Annotated in this window: 12 protein-coding genes; 5 read left to right on the top strand and 7 right to left on the bottom strand. The window is 51.5% G+C overall.

Going from position 1 to position 19,521, the window contains the following annotated elements; genetic code table 11:
- Nucleotides 1-59 precede the first annotated feature (59 nt).
- The 6 genes from SHEWMR4_RS03355 to SHEWMR4_RS03330 form a co-directional block, all read right to left on the bottom strand.
- Entirely contained in the window at nt 60-968 is a 909-nt protein-coding gene (locus tag SHEWMR4_RS03355) for a hypothetical protein (protein ID WP_011621440.1), read from the bottom strand.
- On the bottom strand, nt 956-2,176 hold the full coding sequence (locus SHEWMR4_RS03350; RefSeq protein ID WP_011621439.1) for a hypothetical protein: 1,221 nt from the start codon (nt 2,174-2,176) through the stop codon (nt 956-958). Before SHEWMR4_RS03350 ends, SHEWMR4_RS03355 begins: the two co-directional genes overlap by 13 nt.
- A gap of 42 nt (nt 2,177-2,218) precedes the next feature.
- A complete protein-coding gene (locus SHEWMR4_RS03345; RefSeq protein ID WP_037422308.1) occupies nt 2,219-2,872 on the bottom strand; it encodes a condensin complex protein MksE in 654 nt (217 codons plus the stop codon).
- Nucleotides 2,873-2,883: 11 nt separating this feature from the next.
- Nucleotides 2,884-6,555, bottom strand: a complete 3,672-nt coding sequence (locus SHEWMR4_RS03340) for an ATP-binding protein (RefSeq protein WP_011621437.1) — start codon at nt 6,553-6,555, stop codon at nt 2,884-2,886.
- A 226-nt stretch (nt 6,556-6,781) separates the two neighbouring features.
- Nucleotides 6,782-7,393 (bottom strand): response regulator transcription factor, encoded by a 612-nt coding sequence (locus SHEWMR4_RS03335; protein WP_011621436.1) that lies wholly within the window; start codon nt 7,391-7,393, stop codon nt 6,782-6,784.
- Nucleotides 7,390-9,438 carry a PhnD/SsuA/transferrin family substrate-binding protein gene (locus SHEWMR4_RS03330; protein WP_011621435.1) on the bottom strand — a complete coding sequence of 683 codons (2,049 nt, stop codon included), beginning with the start codon at nt 9,436-9,438 and terminating at the stop codon, nt 7,390-7,392. The genes SHEWMR4_RS03335 and SHEWMR4_RS03330 overlap by 4 nt, the downstream gene beginning before the upstream one ends.
- A 217-nt stretch (nt 9,439-9,655) precedes the next feature.
- Between SHEWMR4_RS03330 and dsrO the strand changes: the two genes are divergently transcribed.
- From dsrO to SHEWMR4_RS21205, 4 genes are all read left to right on the top strand, one after another.
- On the top strand, nt 9,656-10,411 hold the full coding sequence (gene dsrO / locus SHEWMR4_RS03325) for a sulfate reduction electron transfer complex DsrMKJOP subunit DsrO (protein ID WP_011621434.1): 756 nt from the start codon (nt 9,656-9,658) through the stop codon (nt 10,409-10,411).
- A complete protein-coding gene (gene nrfD / locus SHEWMR4_RS03320; RefSeq protein WP_011621433.1) occupies nt 10,401-11,495 on the top strand; it encodes an NrfD/PsrC family molybdoenzyme membrane anchor subunit in 1,095 nt (364 codons plus the stop codon). Before dsrO ends, nrfD begins: the two co-directional genes overlap by 11 nt.
- 62 nt (nt 11,496-11,557) lie before the next feature.
- A complete protein-coding gene (locus SHEWMR4_RS03315) occupies nt 11,558-14,665 on the top strand; it encodes a tetrathionate reductase subunit A (RefSeq protein WP_011621432.1) in 3,108 nt (1,035 codons plus the stop codon).
- A gap of 255 nt (nt 14,666-14,920) precedes the next feature.
- Nucleotides 14,921-16,219 carry a methyl-accepting chemotaxis protein gene (locus SHEWMR4_RS21205; RefSeq protein WP_011621431.1) on the top strand — a complete coding sequence of 433 codons (1,299 nt, stop codon included), beginning with the start codon at nt 14,921-14,923 and terminating at the stop codon, nt 16,217-16,219.
- Between the two features lie 155 nt (nt 16,220-16,374).
- Here SHEWMR4_RS21205 and SHEWMR4_RS03305 read toward each other — a convergent pair whose 3' ends face one another.
- Nucleotides 16,375-17,076 carry a DUF3581 domain-containing protein gene (locus tag SHEWMR4_RS03305; RefSeq protein WP_011621430.1) on the bottom strand — a complete coding sequence of 234 codons (702 nt, stop codon included), beginning with the start codon at nt 17,074-17,076 and terminating at the stop codon, nt 16,375-16,377.
- 256 nt (nt 17,077-17,332) lie between these two features.
- Here SHEWMR4_RS03305 and SHEWMR4_RS03300 point away from each other — a divergent pair, with 256 nt between their 5' ends.
- Complete coding sequence (locus SHEWMR4_RS03300) at nt 17,333-19,516, top strand: TonB-dependent receptor family protein (RefSeq protein WP_011621429.1); 2,184 nt, start codon at nt 17,333-17,335, stop codon at nt 19,514-19,516.
- Nucleotides 19,517-19,521 lie beyond the last annotated feature (5 nt).

The raw sequence follows: 19,521 nt of genomic DNA, 5'->3' as shown, positions 1-19,521 counted from the left end.
TGAATAAAGCCAGATTTAAAAACCAAATAAATAAATTAATCAGAATTTAAAACTATTAATTAAGGTATTTGTAGATAGATGGGGATGGATAACGACTCATCATATGCCAGTAGCACTAGCTCAAGCCGATGCACTAGCAGGTGCTGCTGTTTAATGCTAATGCGTTGCTGATTTAACCAAAGACTCAATTGCTGCCAATTTTTTAAGTCGGTTGACTGTAAATATTTGGCCTGAGGCGCTTGCTTGGCAAAGTCATCAGCGGAATTAATCTGTGGGATAGCGAGTAACTCGCTGGGCGCGACAAGCGCTAACTGCGGCACGATACAATGGGTCATGCCCGTTAAGGTATGGGCAATTTGCAGCCCTGCGGGATCGAGATCGGTAAAGGCAATGATCGGCATTTTACCCGCCATTGCCTGCAAAAAATGCCGCACACCAATGGGGGAATGGTGGCCACTACCACGGTAAATCACCATAATGCGGCTAAGTTCGGCCGGTAAGCGCGCTTGAGTTATTGCATCGAATATATCTAGGTTTTCAATCACTAAGATGGCTTTAACATAAAGATCATGGCAAAGCTGCTCTGCTTCATCTAAGGGAGTGCGTAACGAAGAACGCGTAGACATTCCCATAGGAGGCGATTCAAAACCGAGATACTTCAACAAAACATACTCGGCTTCTGGGCGGATACTCGCCAGCTTTTCATTTTGGCTTTGGGCGGACATGGCGATACGGTCTAGATTAAAGTCCAGAGCCTGTAAATCGACGCCCTCTTTTGCTAACACGCCCTGGCGCAGCAACTCAAAATCCCGCGGCGCAAAGCACAAATATTTTTCCGCGCCATCCAGCTCGCCCACTTCTAACTCGCGGTAAATCGTCCGCCAATTCGGGCTGAGTTTCACCCTTGGAGAGCGATTAAGGTAAACGCCCTCCAAGAGTTGCAACTGCTGCTTACCTAGGCGAGCCATAATTCCACGTCGCGGATAATAAAGTTACCGCTGTAGATGGGGTGCGGTTCACCTAAGGGTTCTAACTCGAAGTAAGCCTTATGCTCATCGGGTAAGCCTTCGTAGCCGCCAATCACTTGATAAATCCAGCTTTCGGCATCCCACGGCAGCGCTTTTTCGGCTAAGTAATCGAGCGCCGACTGGCGTAAGCCCGACTCAATCACATCGACAAAGTAAGTGTCGACCGCTTGCTTGAGTGGATTATCAGGAATATCAAAGTCTTCATTCTGCGTCAGCGGCACGGCCACATCCTGCTCGCGCACCGTTTCGACTATGCCCTGACGGCTAATCGCCTTGATATGGGCGACAATGTTCATCAACTCAAACTCTTGGCTGGCGTTATGCACATCCACAGATGCTGGAGCCAACAGCACTTCGGCGCGATTGAAAAAACTCGGGATTTCCTTGTGGGACACATGGTCCGCAGGGCGATAATCCGGATGCAAATCGGTGTACAGTAACCAGCCCTTAAGCAAGCGGGTACGGCCGCGAATTTGCCTAAAGCGGCCGAGGAGTTCCAGCAACCTGCCCTGCACCACACTGAGTTCCTGGGCGCAGTCGCTCATGGTTTCCTGCAAAGTCGTCACCAGCAGCTTACGCAGCTCACGGATATCACCGGCGATTTCACCTAATTCGCTAAACTGGAACATCTCCAAACCATTAAGTAATTCAGATACTTGGCTTTGAGCGAGTTCGTTTTCACGGATCTTAGCGTTAATGGTACCGACATAACCGAACTCGTTGTTGATGCGCCCCCACAACACGCGGATGGAGTAACGTAAACTGTCGGCAAAGCTATACACATGCTCACTTAAATCAGACAGATACGCCTCGGCGGCACTGTAATCTGAGCTGTGGCGCGCTTCTTTATAGTGGTCGGCCAAGGTCTTAATGGTGGCGAGCGCCGAGCCGACGTTGGAGTCGATTTGGCGATTGCGTTCATCACTTAAGCCCTCTTCGAGTAAGGCACGCACCGAGCGTTTAAGGCGCAGCTCTTGGTCAGGCTCTGGGCGCCATAAAATCCCCGCCTGCTTGAGTTTTTCAACTACGGCGGGATCATGGGCATCCTCGTTTAAGGAACCCGCTAAATAGGCGTCCATAATGATGTCAGCATGGCGACCTAACTGCTTGAGTAGCTTCACCCCAGCCTGATGTAAATTACTGCTCATCACGGCCTCCTTGGTTGATGCTGTGCGTTATCGTCCAAGGCATCATAGTAAATCCCGCTGCGTCGCCGTTTCCGCCTGCGCTTCTAGGCTTAGGCCTTCGGTCTCGTCGATAAAGCGGATCACTTCATACAGGTAATCCAGCTTGCCAGTGGCGATATAAATTTGTTTTTCCACGTTAGGGCGCACCAGATAACCAAGCTCTACTAAGCGCTTGAACACTAGCTTAATTTGCGCATCGCTATTGGTACTGGTTGAACCGAATAAACGGTATTGGCTGAGTTTGGCCAACTGCTCACGAAACGCGGGCGTATCTTCAATTCGGCTTTGCAACTCGGTTAAGCGCACTGGCGCGCCTTCGCTTAAGGGCGCATCTTGGCCGCTGGCTTCCTGCACTAATACCAGCCACTCCACCATAGGAATAAGTGCCTGACAAATATCCTTAAACTGCGATGAAATCACCTTGCGTTCGCTCTCGCCTAACTGCAAATAACCGCAGAAAAACACATCGCCCTCGGCGGCCGAAGCCACGGTGCGATTGATTTGATTCAGATAAGCCTCGACCCGCTCGCGGGTGCTGTTATTTTTCAATGCGCGCCAGCCATCTTCATTGGTGGTGCGGCAAATAAACTCACCTTTTAGCAAGAGTTCGATAATGGCGCCCGTGCCGACTAATACGGTTTGGTTTGACTCATTCATGGCAGCACTCATTAGATGGCCTCCTTGCTCAGGCGTTTACTCAACATATCGGCAATCGGATTGGCTTTGGGCTTCACCACCTGCAACTTCTTGGTTTGTTTATTAATAATGTAACGGTTCTCGAACAGGTTCAGCACTTCTGACTCTGGGTTCGGGAAGGCGCCTAACACGCTGATATTGTTGTTACCACAGGCATCGAAAATCTTCTTCACGTTGGTGTGGTGCAGCGTGCCCAGCTCGTCGATCGGCCAGTGAATGGTGACGTCGGCACGGCCACGTAACAAGCGCGTGAATGCCAACAGGAACTTACACAGGATCAAATAAGCCATACCGTGGCTCGAGGATTCGTTCAGCTGTCTGTCGGTGCGGATAATCAGGTCGCTATTGCCCTCTTTGAGGCGCAGCTCGATTTCAAGCAACTTAGAAATGCCGCCAGTTAAGGCCGCGCGGCCAATAATATCCAAGGCGCGGCGCATACTGTTGGTGTATTCCTCATCGGGCAGACCATTAAAGCCGTCGGCCTTCCACTGTTTGAAGGCTTTAACGAACTGCTCAAGCTCAGGCCAAAACTCTAATTCACTGATCTTAGAGCGAATACGAACCGCTGACTCGGATACGCCATCGAGGAATAACTCCTCGCCCACTTCGCGGGTAATGCGCGCACTCTGGGAGGCGATGCGACGGTCGATATCGGCAAGTACATCGTAGAAGGCAGTTAAGTCGACCCCGAAGATCCGCCCCTGTTCACGCAGCGCCATAATCGATTGCGGCACAATCACATTGAGTAACTGTTCAAGCTGTGGCACTAGCTTGCGGTAATCCAGCAGGCGAATACCTTTGTCATTGATAAAGCTCGATTCTTCGCGAGCGCGCTCCCAAGTCTCGGCTAAACCTGAGCCTGACTTGCTGGCAATTACAGAGTCAAAATGCTCCACATATTGCTTAACCGAGCCCATCAAATAATCGCGTTTTAGCAGTAAATCTTCACCCTGACGCAAACGCTCACCTAGGCTACCCTGGGCTTCTTCATTGTTGGCGGGCAGTTTCAACTCGGCCAACTTACGCATCACGGCGCGCAGTTTGGTTAAGTTTTCAGAAGCTTCAATTTGCGCCGCATCCGAGGCCTTACGGTCGGTCTCGAGTTGTTGGCGGCGAGTCTTCACTTCTTGAGTCTTGGCTTTAAGCTGCTGATCGATTTCCGAGGCGGCACGTTTTACGTCGCTCAATTGGGTCTGCAACTTAGGCTTACGCAGCAACCAAGTATGTTGATACCAATCGTCGAAGCGCAATACTTCACTGCGGCGCTGCTCGGCGCGGCTGATTTTGGTTTCAAGCTCACGGATTTGTTGCTTGAGTTTAAGGATATTGTCCTCATCCACACCGCGGGACTTAAGCTCGTTTTTGTACCAGGTTTCGCAGGCTTTCTGCTCAGCCTTAGCGCTTTCGCGGCGAGCATCAATAGTCGCCTTGATTTGCCCGAGTTGATTGTCGAGCGCACCAATCACTTCCTGCCAGTAGGCTTGTTTTTCCATCCGCGCTTCGAGCGCCTGCTCTTTTTGCTCTTCGAGCCAGAGCTGATGTTGATGCTTAAGCTGCTTTAGCTCGCCATCGAGTTGAGTTAAGCGCTGCTGGGCAAAGGCTTTACGCTCGGCCAGCGCCTTGTTGATCTTGTCCTGCTCACTGCGTTTTTCATCGAACAGACGACGTAAATCATCGCGGCTATTTTTGTAAGCCGTGCGGGCAAAGGTGAGTTCACGGCTGAGTTTATCCAGCTCACCGTTAATCGCCACCAGCTGTGATTCGGCCTCGGCCTGTAATTCCTGCGCGCTTTGCAGCGCCTCTTCGGCCTTGCTTAAACGAATACGCAGTTCCTGCTCGGAGGCGGCATATTCAGGCACATCGATGGCTTTAAGATCCAAATGCACCCCAAACAGGGTGTCGCTCGTTCCGGTCACGCTCGGATGTAAATCGGTGCGATGTAGCAACTCGGGGGCAATCACTTTACCCAGACTCTGCTCCCAACCTTGGGCTTCCTTGCGCAGAAACTCGAGCAAGGTATGGGACTGCGGGAACAGCATATGGTGCAGTTCATCGAGCGCGGTTTGGCGTTCGTTAACCCGCAGGCTGGCGATACGCAGCGCTTCGTTGGCTTGGTCGCGTTTGGCGCGCAGCTTACGCTCATCGCTACTTAAACGTTCCACCTTAGCGTTACAGCTTTCTTGCTCTTCGTCGGCGCGGTGAATCCGCTCGTCAAAAATCGCTAGGCTTAACTTTTCTTCCTCGGTGTAGGTCACACCATCGACACGTAATTTAAGCTCGGCGGCATTGAGTTTGAATTGATATTCCTGCTCGCTAAAGCTTGCCTTGCCCGCATCCATTTGGCTGCGCCATTGGGCTTCGAGGGCATCGAGATCGGCTCTTGCCACTTCACGCTGCTTATCGCGCGCTTCGCGTTGCTTGTCTTGATCCGCGTGTAAGCCTTCAAGCTCGCGGTTTAACTGCTCGCCAATTTTACTGCGGCGGGCATTGTAAGCCGCTTCAATATCTTGGTGCTTTTCGGTTTGTAATTTATGGCGCTCGCTTAAGTTTTCCATATCAGCGCGCCAGTTTGGCAGCATGTCCAAGTCGGCCTTAGCTTGCTCGATATTGGCATCTAAAAAGGCGCCGTGCTGATCTTCAATCGCATCGAGTTCGTACTCGCACTTGGCCACGTCGCCCTTGGCGGCGGATAGGTCGAGGTTTAGCTCGTCACGCACTTCTTTCCATTCGTCGTCCAACATTCGAAGCTTTAGATTCAGCTCCTTAGACAGGGTTTGTTGGATCTCTAAACGATCGGCTTCTAGGCTTTCGTCGTTGCGATAACCACGGGACAGGCTCGAGAGACGCATCTCGGCGCTGAGTAATTGGTTAAATTCCTGCTCGAGCTTTTCAAACTCGGGGCGGATCACTTCAAAGCCTTGGATAAGCTGACTCTCGCGGATCCACGCCTCGACACGTTGCGGATTGAGGCGTGAGCTAGGTGGATTCACCCCGTCTTCTTCCAAAATGGCGGCGATCATGGATTTGACCGTTTCCATTTTGCCTTCTTTCGAGTGCACCGCCTTGGCGAGTTTTTCGATATGGCGCAGTGAATGCTCACCTTCACACAGGGCGAATTGGTGCGCATAGGCTCGCAGTTCACTGCGGTTGCTGCCCGTACTTAACAAAGTGCGATCGTTTTGAATAATCGCGCGGTATTCGCGGGTGTTAAGCAAGTTAGTGGTGGCAATACCTTGGCGTTTTAAATCGCGGCCCAGTTCCGCCATGGTGTGGCAAAGAATAGTGTCACCATTTTGCGATTTAATATAATCGCTTAACTCAAAACCTTTAGCGATAAAGCGGTAATTCACCCCTTTGCCATCGCCCGCCGACGCCAGCACAGCTTGATAGAGCAAGCCATCGGCCTTTTGGTATTCGTAAATGATGTAGCTTGAATCGTGTGGCAAGTACCAACGCTCGAAACTGTCACGGGTTGAAGGCACCACGCGGCTAGGATATTCGCCATAAAATACCGGCACTAAGCGTTGCAGAGTGGTTTTGCCCGAGGCGTTAGTACCACAAATATTGGTATGGCCATTGAGGGCGAGTTCCACAACGCCCGGAAGGTGCGTATCAATCAGCACAATACGAATCAAGCTTGGCATTTCATTCCTTATCCAAACGGGAGACCTTATGCACAAAGCGAACGATAAGGTTGTCCAAAAGCGGCATTAGACTTCAAAAATCGGGATGTTAAAAGTCTTGGCCTTAAAAGTAAGCCCCTAAAATAAGGCAATCGTCGAGCCTTGGCAATTCGGCACCTAGGGCTGAATGCGTTAGCTCACATCAAACGGCCAAGGATACGCCAATTCGTCCCAAGAAAGGTGAGTTTTATGCGGAGGGAAGGCGATCGGCGATGCGGCCATAAATTAACATCATCTCGGCGAGCGAGCCGACCTGCATGCCTTTCATTAAGTTCGCGCGGTGAATCTCGACCGTGCGCATGGCGATGCACAGCGTATCGGCGATCTCCTGATTCTTATAGCCTTTGGCGATAAGAATGAGGATTTCCCGCTCACGCGGTGTGAGCGCCTGATAAGTCTGAAGATATTGATTATTTTGGTGATATGCCTTGGCATGCTCTAGCGCTTTCACTACCGCGTCCGCGAGCTTAGCGCCATCGGCGGGCTTTTGGAAAAAATCCACCGCCCCGAGTTTTAGCGCCTCCACCGCCATGGGCACATCGCCGTGGCCGGTAAGATAAATCACCGCCAGCGGACTATTATGCTGCACTAATTGCGCATGTAACTGCGGCCCGCTAAGGCCCGGCATACGCACATCGACTAAGGCACAGCCCGGCTCGCTCAAGTCGATGGCGGCAAAAAACGCCTCGGCGCTATCAAAATCGTGGATATTCAAGCCATAGCTTTCGAGCATAAACCGCAGCGAGCGGCGCACCGACTCATCGTCATCGATTAAATACACGGGCAATTCGTGGCTCATACTGGTGCTCCATCTAGCTTACGGGGTAAGGATACCTGCGCTTGGCAGCCGCCACTTAAAGCGGTTTCTAGGCTAAAGCGGCCACCATGACTCTCGGCGATATCACGGCAAATCACCAGCCCTAGCCCTAAGCCCTCGGACTTAGTTGAATAAAAGGCTTGCATCAGCAGATTGGCATCCTCGGTCAGCCCAGTGCCATTGTCTGTCACAGTGAGCAGTAACTTACGCTCAAGATACCTAAGATCGATATCGATTGTGGGCAGATAGGGTTTTGCCGGGTCAAGCTCAGCCTGCTGACGCTGCACACAGGCATCGGCGGCATTTTTCAATAGGTTGAGCAGTAGCTGCTGCATGCCGACTTCATCCAAGGGCAATTGATAGGCTTCGCCACTGATATTGGTGGAAAGCTGGATCTGATGCTGCTCCAGCTCATAGGCGAGCAGCGGCGCAGTGTCGTTCACAAGTTGGTGCAAATATAAAGGTTGTTTGGAGACTGGCCGCTTTTTCAATAAGTTACGCAAACGGCTGATAATACTGTCGGCGCGGCTGACCTCTTGCTGAATTAAGTTCAGCACAGCCTGTAACTCTTCAGGACGGGTTCCACGCTGCAAACGCACCTCGGCGCCATGGCAATAATGGCCAATCGCCGCCAGCGGTTGATTGAGTTCATGGGATAGACTCGCCCCTAACTCCCCCGCAATCGCGATGCGCTGGGCATGTTCCAACAGGGCACGGTTTTCACTGAGTTGTCGCTGGGTGTTTATCAACTCACGGCCACGGCGGCTAAAGCGATATTCGAGCCAGAAATGGTACACGTTGAGCAGTACTAAAATCGCCAACGCTAGCCAAGCCCAATGCTGATGCAGCTTCACCCATTGCCACGCTCGCTGCCACCACGGGGTTTGCAGGGGATGCATATCGAGATCTTTAAGCAGTTGATCAATCGCAAGTTGGCTCACGGCCGTAGTCCAACCCGCGGATTCGGCGGCTCTCGCGGCGGGGCTGTCTTCGGGTAAGGCCAGTAGGGCTTGAGTCACCTGCTTGGCTAAGGTTTGTATCGCACGATTGGTCTTAGCCATCGACCAGTTGGGATAGAGCCGACTCGACACTTGGCAATGAAACCCAACGGGCGCCTGATTATCGAGCACCCGATAATCCTTTATGTTAATCAAGCCTTCGGCCTGCATTTGCTCAAGTTGGCAGACAGGCACAATCGCCGCATCTAAGCCTAGAGCTTTAACGCTTGGAGCCTTACCGCTTGATGTTTTAACGCTTGGTTCATCTGTACCACTAAGCTCACTTGTCCCACCCTGCTGACCTGAACCGCCAAGCTGATAAACCAAGTTATCGAGCGGAAAGCCTAAGGGAATGATATCCCCCACTAAATGGATTAAATCTATGCCCTTTAGCTGCGCCTCGTAGACCATAGTGAGATAACCACCGAAGGCATTTTTGGAGACTATGCCAAGGCGCTTGCCTTTGAGATCGGATAAAGTTTTATAGGGTGAATCGGCCCTCACCACCAGCGCCGACCCCACCTGCATGGCCGCACCATTATTGATAGGGCTTCGTAGGGTGGCGAGCCAAGAGAGTGAATACTGCCGCGCCAGCATCACAGATTGCCCAGGATTAGTGATGACAAAATCGAGAGCCTCGGTTTCAACCCCTCTGGCTAATTCTTCGAGGCTTAATGGATGCAACCTAAAGTAACTATTGGGAATTTGTGACTCAAGCCACCCCATCAGCGGTTGCCAACGATTGATGGTGCCCTTGTAGCCTCGAATCGCCAATACGCCCACATCGACCACTTGATAGTTCGCGGCATCATCCATCTGCTGCGCGGCAGGCGCTAAGCTTAATACACCAGTCTGCGCCATTTGAGCTGCCGATTCTTCGGCCACCACACTCAAACTCAACAGGCCAAATAAGGCGATGATGAGCCTCACTCCCGATAGCCTGCCCCAGCTCCAGCCATTGCCATTGTTTGATACGGATACGACGCTTGATACGACAGTTGATACGACAACACTCAACACTGTGCCCATACTCCTTAGCCCTAGGATTGCATCCATTTTGTTGCTAAATCATAAACCCTATTTTTTGAGAGGTCATTCTAACTGATATTTGTTGCGCTAGATCAAGTCCCTATCCGATATGTGGAAAACCACTATAGAGATGCCACCCCGCCTTTTACAGAATGCGCCTAACGCTAAACCTTAAGTCTTTCGACCCGTTTTATCTGTAAGAGTGAAGGAAATTCCTATGGACAAGAGTAAACGTCAGTTTCTCGGAAAAATGGCCAGTGTGAGCGTCGGCGCCGCGCTCATTCCCGTCGTGCAAGTGCAAGCCCAACCGACTCAAGCTGCAGCTACGGGCAAACGCTACGGCATGGTGATTGACCTGCGTCGCTGTGTCGGCTGTCAGGCCTGTACCGTGGCGTGCACCTTCGAAAACCTGCCGCCCTTGGGGCAATTTCGTACCACAGTGCAGCAATACGAAGTGTCGCAACAGGATGCCAGCACACCACCCGCATTTTTGATGTTGCCAAGACTGTGTAACCACTGTGAAAACCCGCCTTGCATCCCGATTTGCCCCACGGGTGCCACCTTCCAACGCCCAGATGGCATTGTGGTCGTCAACAACGAATGGTGCGTCGGCTGTGGATACTGTGTGCAGGCTTGCCCCTACGATGCCCGCTTTATCAACCATGAGACCAACACCGCCGATAAATGCACCTTCTGCGCCCACAGGCTCGAAGCAGGACTCTTACCCGCCTGTGTCGAAACCTGCGTTGGCGAAGCAAGGGTGATTGGCGATCTGAACGATCCTCACAGCCACATCAGCCAGCTACTCAAAGCGAATCAAGCGGATATCAAGGTGCTCAAGCCCGATGCCAACACGGCACCTAGAGTGTTTTACATCGGCATGAACAGCGCCTTCGAACACAGGATCAGCGGCCAAGCCCCCGTTCGCACCCTACTGACAGACACTGGCGAGGAGATCCACCATGGTCATTAAAGAAATCTTTACCCCAGATATCTCCATCACTTGGCTGCCCTGGGCAGTGCAGTACTTCTTTTTGATGGGTTTGGCCTACGCCAGTGTGTGGGTGGCAACCATACATTTATTTAGTGCGAAACAAACCGATGCCAGACTACTCAAGCTCTGCGCCTGTTTGATGCTTACCGCTGGCATAGTCGCGCCGATTGCGCTACTTGCAGACCTACACCAACCGCTGCGGGCATGGCATTTCTACGCCCAAATCAGACCGCATTCGTGGATGTGGTACGGCGCCTTTTTACTGCCGATATTTTCCGGTACGAGCGCCCTTTTTGCTTGGCTCTTACTGCGCCAATACTTGCCAACTAAAGCCTCGACACAAGGGGAATCGTCCCAAGATTGGGTGAGGCGTATTGCGCAACTTATCCGCCTAGGAGACTGGGATAGCGATAAATGGATCAAGCCAATCGCACTGATTGCTAGCCTAAGCGCCTGCAGTATTGCGCTTTATACCGGAATGGAAACCATGGCGATCAAAGCGCGGCCGCTCTGGCATACCTATTGGTTGCCGCCATTGATGGCGACCAGTGCCCTACTCGCGGCCTGCGGCACTCTCACCCTGCTCAATCGTGTTTTGCATGGTTATCAAGCCAGCACCCAAGACAGGTTGCTGCAATGGGTCAGAGCAAGCTTTGGTCTCTTCGCCCTGTGTCTTATCGGCTGGGCCTTATTCGATAAAGGCTCGGCGCACGAAGCGGCGTTGTTATTAGACACCAGCCCAAGCTGGCAACTGGCCGCCATCTGGGTATTGGTCACCCTAGCCCTGCTGGCATTGGTATTAGCAATGCGCCGCCTCCCCTCGGTATTGATGTTAGTCGTCAGTTTAACGGCAGTGCATCTGGCATGGGGATTTCGCTGGATTGTACTTATCCAAGCGCAAACCGACCCTAAATACGGCGCGGGCACTTATTTCTATCAATTGCCATGGGGGCCAGAGGGCCTATTGGGTATCGCTGGCACCTTCGGCCTCTGGCTCGCGTTGATGGTGTTAGTGTCTGAATTTATTCGCCATCAACCACTCTCAGCCCATCAGGCCTTGTGAGCTACAGCACTCTAATTAAGAGCATTGGCATTAAGAAAAGTTACCGCATTAAGGAGTCCGTAATGGATAAGAGTAAACGTCGTTTTATCAAAGGCGCAGCTGTGACGGGTGGCGTGGGATTATTTGCCGCAGGTTACAGCCATACCTTAGCGCAAATGGGCAAAGGGGTCGTGAATGGCAGTTCAGGCAAAACCACCCAAGATCCCATCCATGGCAATTCGCTAGCCCCTGAATATAAAGTGGATTTAACCTCAGGCCAGCTGATTGGCAACGATGAACAACGCATCGCCAATACCATGTGTCTCGGCTGCTGGACCAAGTGTGGCGTGCGCGCCCGTATCGATAATAAAACAGATAAGATCCTCCGCATCAGCGGTAATCCCTATCATCCACTCTCGGCGCGGGAACATATCGACTTCGATACCCCGATCAAAACCGCCTTAGTCGGTTTAAGCGCCTATCAGGAGCAGGGCTTACAGGGGCGCTCTACCGCCTGCGCCCGTGGCAATGCCATGTTAGAACAACTAGATAGTCCCTATCGCGTCACCCAATGCCTTAAACGGGTCGGGCCACGCGGCAGTGGTCAATGGCAAAGCATTAGTTTCGAGCAACTGCTGACCGAGGTCGTCGATGGCGGTGACTTATTTGGCGAAGGCCATGTCGAAGGCTTAAGAGCGATTCGCGATATCAGCACGCCACTCGATGCCAATAATCCTGAATATGGCCCCAAGGCCAACCAATTATTGGTGTCGAACGCTTCGGATGAGGGCCGCGATGTCATCATTAAACGCTTTACCTTCAATAGTTTCGGTACACGAAATTTTGCCAACCACGGCGCCTATTGCGGCTTTACCTATCGCGCAGGTGCAGGTGCCCTGCTCGACGATTTAAAAAAGTACGCTCACCTTAAGCCCGATTGGGACAATAGCGAGTTTCTGCTGTTTATCGGCACCTCGCCGCAACAGTCGGGCAATCCTTTTAAACGCCAAGCACGGCAGTTGGCCAACGCTCGGGTCGATGGGCGAGAATTCAGTTATGTGGTGGTGTCGCCCATGTTGCCCAACACCTCGAACCAGCCCTGCGCGGGCAACAATACTTGGCTGCCCATTCGCCCCGCAACCGACTCCGCCCTCGCCATGGGCATGTTGCGCTGGATTATCGATAACCAGCGCTACGCCAGTGCGTTTTTAACCGCGCCCAATGCCGAGGCGGCGAAAGCAGCAGGCTACCGAGGCTTTAGTAATGCCAGCTTCTTAATCATCAGCACGCCAAATCACCCCAGATACGGCCAATATTTGTATGCCAGTGATCTCGGCTTGCCCTTCGAAGGTAAAGCTTACGGCGAGCAGGATTCACCACTGGTTGTCGAGGCCGCTACTGGGCAGATCCTACCTGCCGGACAATGCGCCAAGGCGCAACTTGAGGTTGAGCAAAGCGTGAATACGCCAAAGGGCGAGCTGAGCGTGAAATCGAGTTTTCAGCTGCTCAGTGAAGCCGCGCGCAGCGTCGAGATGGCCGACTACGCCAAGGAATGCGATATCAGCGAGGCGCAAATTGCCGCCCTCGCCCACAAATTCACAGATCACGGCACTAAGGCGGCGGTGATTTCCCACGGCGGTACCATGAGTGCTAACGGTTTTTACAGTGCATGGGCGATCATGATGCTCAACGCCATGATTGGTAACCTAAATCTTAAGGGCGGCGCTATGGCTAAGGGCGGCACCTTCCCCGCCTTTGGTGCTGGCCCAAGGTACAATTTGCAGGACTTTGACGGCATGGTCGAACCTAAGGGCGTATTCCTTTCCCGCTCTAAGTTCCCCTACGAAAAAACCTCTGAGTACCGCCGTAAAATCGAAGCGGGAGAGTCGCCCTATCCGTCGAAGGAGCCTTGGTTCCCCATATCATCGCCCCTGCTGGGCGAACATTTAACCGCGGCGGTGCACGGTTATCCCTATCGACTCAAGGCGTGGATCAACCATATGGGCAACCCCATTTATGGCCAGGCGGGTCTCGGCGAAGCCATTGGTGAACAATTAAAAGATCCCAAAGTATTATCGCTATTTATCAGCATCGACAGCTTTATCAATGAGACCTCGGCGCTGTCGGACTACATAGTGCCCGACACCTTAACCTATGAATCTTGGGGCTGGAGCGCCGCGTGGCACGGTACGCTCACCAAAGAAGCCACCGGGCGCTGGCCGATTGTCGAGCCGAGGGTCGCCAAAACTGCCGACGGCGATGTGATTTGTATGGAGTCCTTCCTTAGCCAAGTGGCGATAAAACTTAATCTGCCCGGCTTTGGCGCCAATGCTATCAAGGCCGCAGATGGCAGTTTGCATCCTTTGAGCCGCGCGGCCGATTTCTCGCTCTACGGCGCGGCGAACGTGGCTTACCTTGGTAAACCCGTTGCCGATATCAATGCCGAAGATATGTACTTCAGTGGTGTTGGGCGCATTCAAGCGGAACTCAATGCCAGACTCAAACCCGAAGAGGTCAAAAAAGTCAGTTACTTATTTGCCCGTGGCGGCCGCTTTGAGAATATCAGCGCGGGTCGCGACGAGGCGGGCAACCCCAGCAAGGTTTGGCCAAAACCTTTAATGCTGTGGAACCCAGAAGTCGGCAGTCGGCGCAACAGCTTGAGCGGTGAATATATGAGTGGCTGTCCACGGCGTTATCACCCTGCGCTCGCCAACGGCACACCCTTGGAGCAAGCATTCGATAAGTCACAGTGGCCGCTGCTGATCAGCAGTTATAAGTCGCATACTATGAGTTCGATGAGCATAGGTTCGGACCGTTTGCGCCAAGTGCACCCCAACAATCCGGTGCGCATCAATGAACAAACCGCGGCACGTTTTGGCATCAAGACCGGAGATACGGTCAAGATCAGCACGCCAAATGGCAGTGTGGTGGCCTTGGTGGAATGTGTGGCGGGCGTGCATCCCGACTGCATTGCCATCGAACACGGTTATGGCCATAAGGAGTTAGGCGCGCGGGATATCGTCATCGATGATAAAAAGATTGCCGCCAATCCGCTGATCCGCGTCGGAGTCAATATGAACGACTTGAATCTGTTCGACCCAAGCCGCCATGGGCGCTATCCGCTGGTGGACTGGGCCAGCGGTGCATCGGCGCGGCAAGGACTTCCCGCCAAGATAGAGAAAATCGCTTAATCTAGGCTCACCATCCAAGGCGCTTGCAGCGGCGCCTTGGATAAATATTCCGCCTTTGAAGCGCGACACATGTCGCTCTTTTTTATCCTCAGCGTGATCTTATTTTGACGATAATTGGTATCTATCTCACAGCATTAAGTTTCGTTGTAACGCCTCTTACGAGTAAAATCATGGCTATATTTACACTATGTCTAACTTGCTCAGCTTAGGCACTCAACGCCGTCTTTGAGTTAACCCACTCATCAGGAGTATTCAGTGTTTAATTCTTCACTACGTAAAGACCTCGCAGAAAGCGAAACAAAACGCAGGGAAGCCGAGGCCGTTGTCGATTCAATCAAAGCGAGTATCGCGACGATTGAGTTTACCCCCGATGGCATCATCCTCGATGCGAACCCTTTGTTTTTGAAGGCTGTAGGCTACTCACTGGATGAGATTGTCGGTAAACACCATAAATTATTTTGCGCAGCAGACTACGTAAATACCTCTGAGTATCAACAGTTTTGGCGCGAATTAAAACAAGGACAGGCGAAGGAAGGTAAATTCCCTCGCGTGCACAAAAATGGTCAAGAGATCTGGCTCAGGGCAACCTATTTTCCCATCAAGCTGGATGGCAAAATTACTAAGATCATGAAAACCGCGGCGGTAATCACCGAAGATAAATACCAGCTGGATGCACAGGCGGCGCTGTTTAATGCCCTGCAACGCTCGCAGGCAATCATCGAGTTCAGCCCCGAGGGCAATATCCTCAATGCCAATGCTAACTTCCTAAGAACCATGGGGTATAGCAAAGAGCAACTGCAGGGCAAGCATCATAGGATCTTCTGCTTCGATAACTTCCATCAGGACAACCCCCACTTTTGGGACGACCTCCAGCGCGGGCAGTATAAGAAAGGTTTATTTGAACGTAAAAATGCCTACGGCGATTCAGTATGGTTAGAAGCCGTCTACAACCCTGTGATCGATGACAATGGCAAAGTGGTAAAAGTGATCAAGTTCGCCAGCGACATTACCCAGAGGATCGTCAAGAGCCATGCGATCCGAGATGCGGCCAATATCGCCCACGCCACCTCGCAAACCACGGTTGAGCAGGCTAACCGCGGCGTGCAGTTGCTAGACGCGACGGTAAGCACCTCAAACGCGATTGCGGCGCAGACTTATAAAACCACTGAGTCCATGTTGAAACTCAACGAGCAATCCCAGAGCATTCAAGCGATTGTCGCGACGATCAGCGCGATAGCCGATCAAACCAATCTACTGGCACTCAATGCCGCCATCGAAGCGGCTCGGGCGGGAGAACAAGGTCGAGGCTTTGCCGTAGTGGCCGATGAGGTGCGCCAACTGGCGGCCAGAACCAGTAAATCGACCGGCGAGATTGCCGCTGTGGTGGATAAGAACAGCCAACTGACCGCCAGCGCCACGAGTATGATGAATGAGGTAGAACGAATCGCCGAGCAAGGCAAGCAGCAATTAGCGGAGGTCACCGCTGTGATGAGTCATATTCGTACCGGCGCGGAGAATGTCGCCGAAACAGTCTCTCAACTCTCGATTGACTAATTAAACGAAGGGCTTGGGATAACGGCTCATCTTAAGTGCTGTTCGCCTTAAGTGCCGTTATCCCAACTGATTTGACTCGAGCTAAGTGATAATGAGCGCCTTCTAACTTCCTCTTTGCCTGAGGTGACACTCACTTACTAACGGGCATCAGCCAATCAAAACTCGGTTTTACGCCCTTCATAAGCCGCGCACATTTGCTGGGCTTGCACCTCATCATAGGCACGTAGTCCACTCATGACTAAGGTCTTAATTCCTGTACCGACTAAGGTTTCACCGCTGTGCAGCTCAAAGTGCAGCGTCACATCGCCACGCTTACCGTCAATCTTAAGCTCTTGTTGTACAAGCGATAAACTCACTTCTACAAAGTCGAGGCTGGTCAAATCGAATGACATGCTCTCGTAAATCACTAAGGGACGATCAGGATTAATCATCACTTGATGCTGTTTCATTAAAGGCATCAGAATGTCGATAAAATTGTGACCCGAGAACGCCACATAATTGCGAATAAAAGATTCGGTTTGCGCGTCGCAGCGACTCACCTCGCCCTGACGACTCACCTGCAAATAGGTTTTCTCGCGGTTATCGCAGATTGCAAAACTGTCGCTCACCTGTTCGGGGAATTGCAGCTCGACGCCATCGCCGACCATACCCGCAAAGGTAAACTTCATATTCTGGCTTAAGCCGTATTGAGTTAAGACTAAGGCAAATAGCAAGTCCCCTGGCACACAGAAACGCTTAGCACCCACATCGTGGATAGGGTTGAAGTCTTGGGCAATTTTCTTGGCGAAGTCACTGGCTTGTTGTGCAGAAACAGAAATTGATTGATTTTGCTTAGAAAAATACGGCGATAGGAACATATAAACTCGATCTTTAGTGGCTCAATATTGGGCGAAAAATAAAAAGTGCAACGAGTCTATCCTAGTTTCGGTATTTTACTCACCCGATGACTTATCCCCCTTAAGTAACGAACAAAGTAACATTTAACTTACATTTGTAAAGATAAAGAATTTTAAGTTGGTTTTAAGTTAACAAAACTAAGCTTTGCGGCCAATAACGAGAATAATTCTTGTTTGCAAGAAAAAAGACAAGCACCTTGTCGATTCGGAGAACCTAATGACCCAGCTTAGCCCTACACGCCTCAGTATATTGGCCTGCGCATTAACCACCGCCTTCAATGCCCAAGCCAATTCACCCACTCAAGCCCCCGCAAAAATAGAACAGATCAGTATTTTCGGCAGTAAAAATCCTCTCGATACCACGCCAGGTAGCGCCCATCAAATTACCGAAGCTGAATTAGAAACCTTTAAATATTCCGATATTATGCGCACCTTGACCTCTGTGCCCGGCGTCTATATTCAAGAAGAAGATGGTTATGGTCTGCGCCCAAACATTGGTATGCGTGGCACGGGACAAAATCGTTCTGAAAAGATTACCGTGATGGAAGATGGTGTTCTCGCCGCTCCCGCCCCCTATGCCTCCCCAGCGGCTTACTACTTCCCCACCTCAGGTAGAATGCAATCGGTTGAAATCCTTAAGGGAAGCTCAACGGTAAAATATGGCCCCCGCACCACAGGTGGAGTGATTAACATGCTGTCTCGGCAAATTCCTCAAGAGACATTAGCCGGCAAAATTGATCTGGCCTTAGGCCAAGATGGCTTCGGTAAATTACACACCTATGCCGGCGGACAAGGCAAACGTATTGGCGCAGTGGCCGAGATTTATCGCTATCAAGCCGACGGATTTAGGGAGATAAACACGGTCGGCGGCGACACTGGCTTTACTAAAAATGATGCCTTAGCCAAGGTCAGAGTTAACACCGACAGCACGGCCACATACCAGCAATCCCTTGAACTCAAATTGAAATTTGCCGATGAGACCTCTAACGAAACCTATATGGGTCTGACCGATGCGGATTATCAGGCCTCGCCCTATAGTCGCTATTCTGCCTCACAAAAAGATCAGATGACCACAGAGCATAAGCAAGTGCAGCTCAACCATATTATCGATTTTAGCGACACACTAAGCCTTAGCAGCATTGGCTATTACAATGATTTTCATCGTAATTGGTATAAGGCCGACAAGGTTGGTGGCGAATCATTAAGTGGCAAAGGGATCCAAAATGCTGCCGACTTTGACGCGGGTCTGCTCTCTGAGCTTGAGGTCAATGTCAAAGCCAATAATCGCAGTTACCTCGCCCAAGGGATACAAACGGAACTCAATTGGTTACTCGGGGATCACGACCTCGCCTTTGGTCTTCGCTACCATGAAGATGAGATGGACAGATACCAATGGGCCGACAGTTATGCAATGGACGCCAACAGTGTCATGTTACGCACTAAGAGTGGTGTCCCGGGCACCGACTCTAACCGTGTCGATAGCGCCACGGCATTTGCGGCCTATGTGCAGGATAAAATCAGCCTAGATGCTCTCACCATTACCGCCGGCCTTCGCTGGGAAGATGTCGAAACCCAACGCCGCGATTGGGGCAAGAAGAACCCCGGCCGCGAGGGGAATCCCGATAAACAGGTTGAAAGCCAGTTCAATGCACTGCTGCCTTCGTTATCAGCAACTTACCAGATTAATGAGCAAGTATTACTTCTGGCTGGGGTACAGAAAGGTTTCTCGCCCGCCGCGCCCGGCAACGCTAAGGGGCAAGAAGAACAAAGCTGGAACTATGAGGCTGGCGTTCGCTACCATCAAGATGCATTTAGTGCAGAGTTAATCGGTTTCTACAGCGATTACAGTAATATGCACGGCAACTGCACGGCGGCGCAGGGTTGTGATGACGCTAAACTCGACAACCAGTACAACGCAGGCGAAGTGGAAGTCAAAGGCCTCGAACTCAGCCTCGCCCACGAGTTTAACCGCACCGGAGCGATGAGTTTTCCAGTCAAACTCGCCTACACCTACACGGATGCCGAGTTTGGCAATAGTTTCGAATCTGAGTTTGAAACTTGGGATAAAGTTGAAGCGGGTTACAAGTTAAGCTATCTACCTGAAAACCAATTGTATATTTCAGCAGGTGTGCAATCGCAGAGCTGGCAAGTCACAGTGGCGGCACGTTATACCGATGAGATGCGAACCAAAGCAGGTGCAGGCGCTATTCCCGCAGATGAAGTGATTGAGGCCAAAACCTTAGTGGACTTGTCGGCGCGTTACTTTGTCACCCACAGTCAGGAAGTGTACTTAACCGTAGACAACCTCTTAGATGAAACCTATATGACGACGCGAGTACACGGCTCTATTTTTGCCGGAAAGCCTCAAACGGTCACACTCGGTTACAGCTATAAATTTTAATCCCT

It is taken from the genome of Shewanella sp. MR-4 (genome assembly GCF_000014685.1).
Lineage (GTDB): Bacteria > Pseudomonadota > Gammaproteobacteria > Enterobacterales > Shewanellaceae > Shewanella.
Note: the sequence above shows the minus strand (reverse complement) of the source record. Positions and strands in the feature narration are given on the sequence as shown.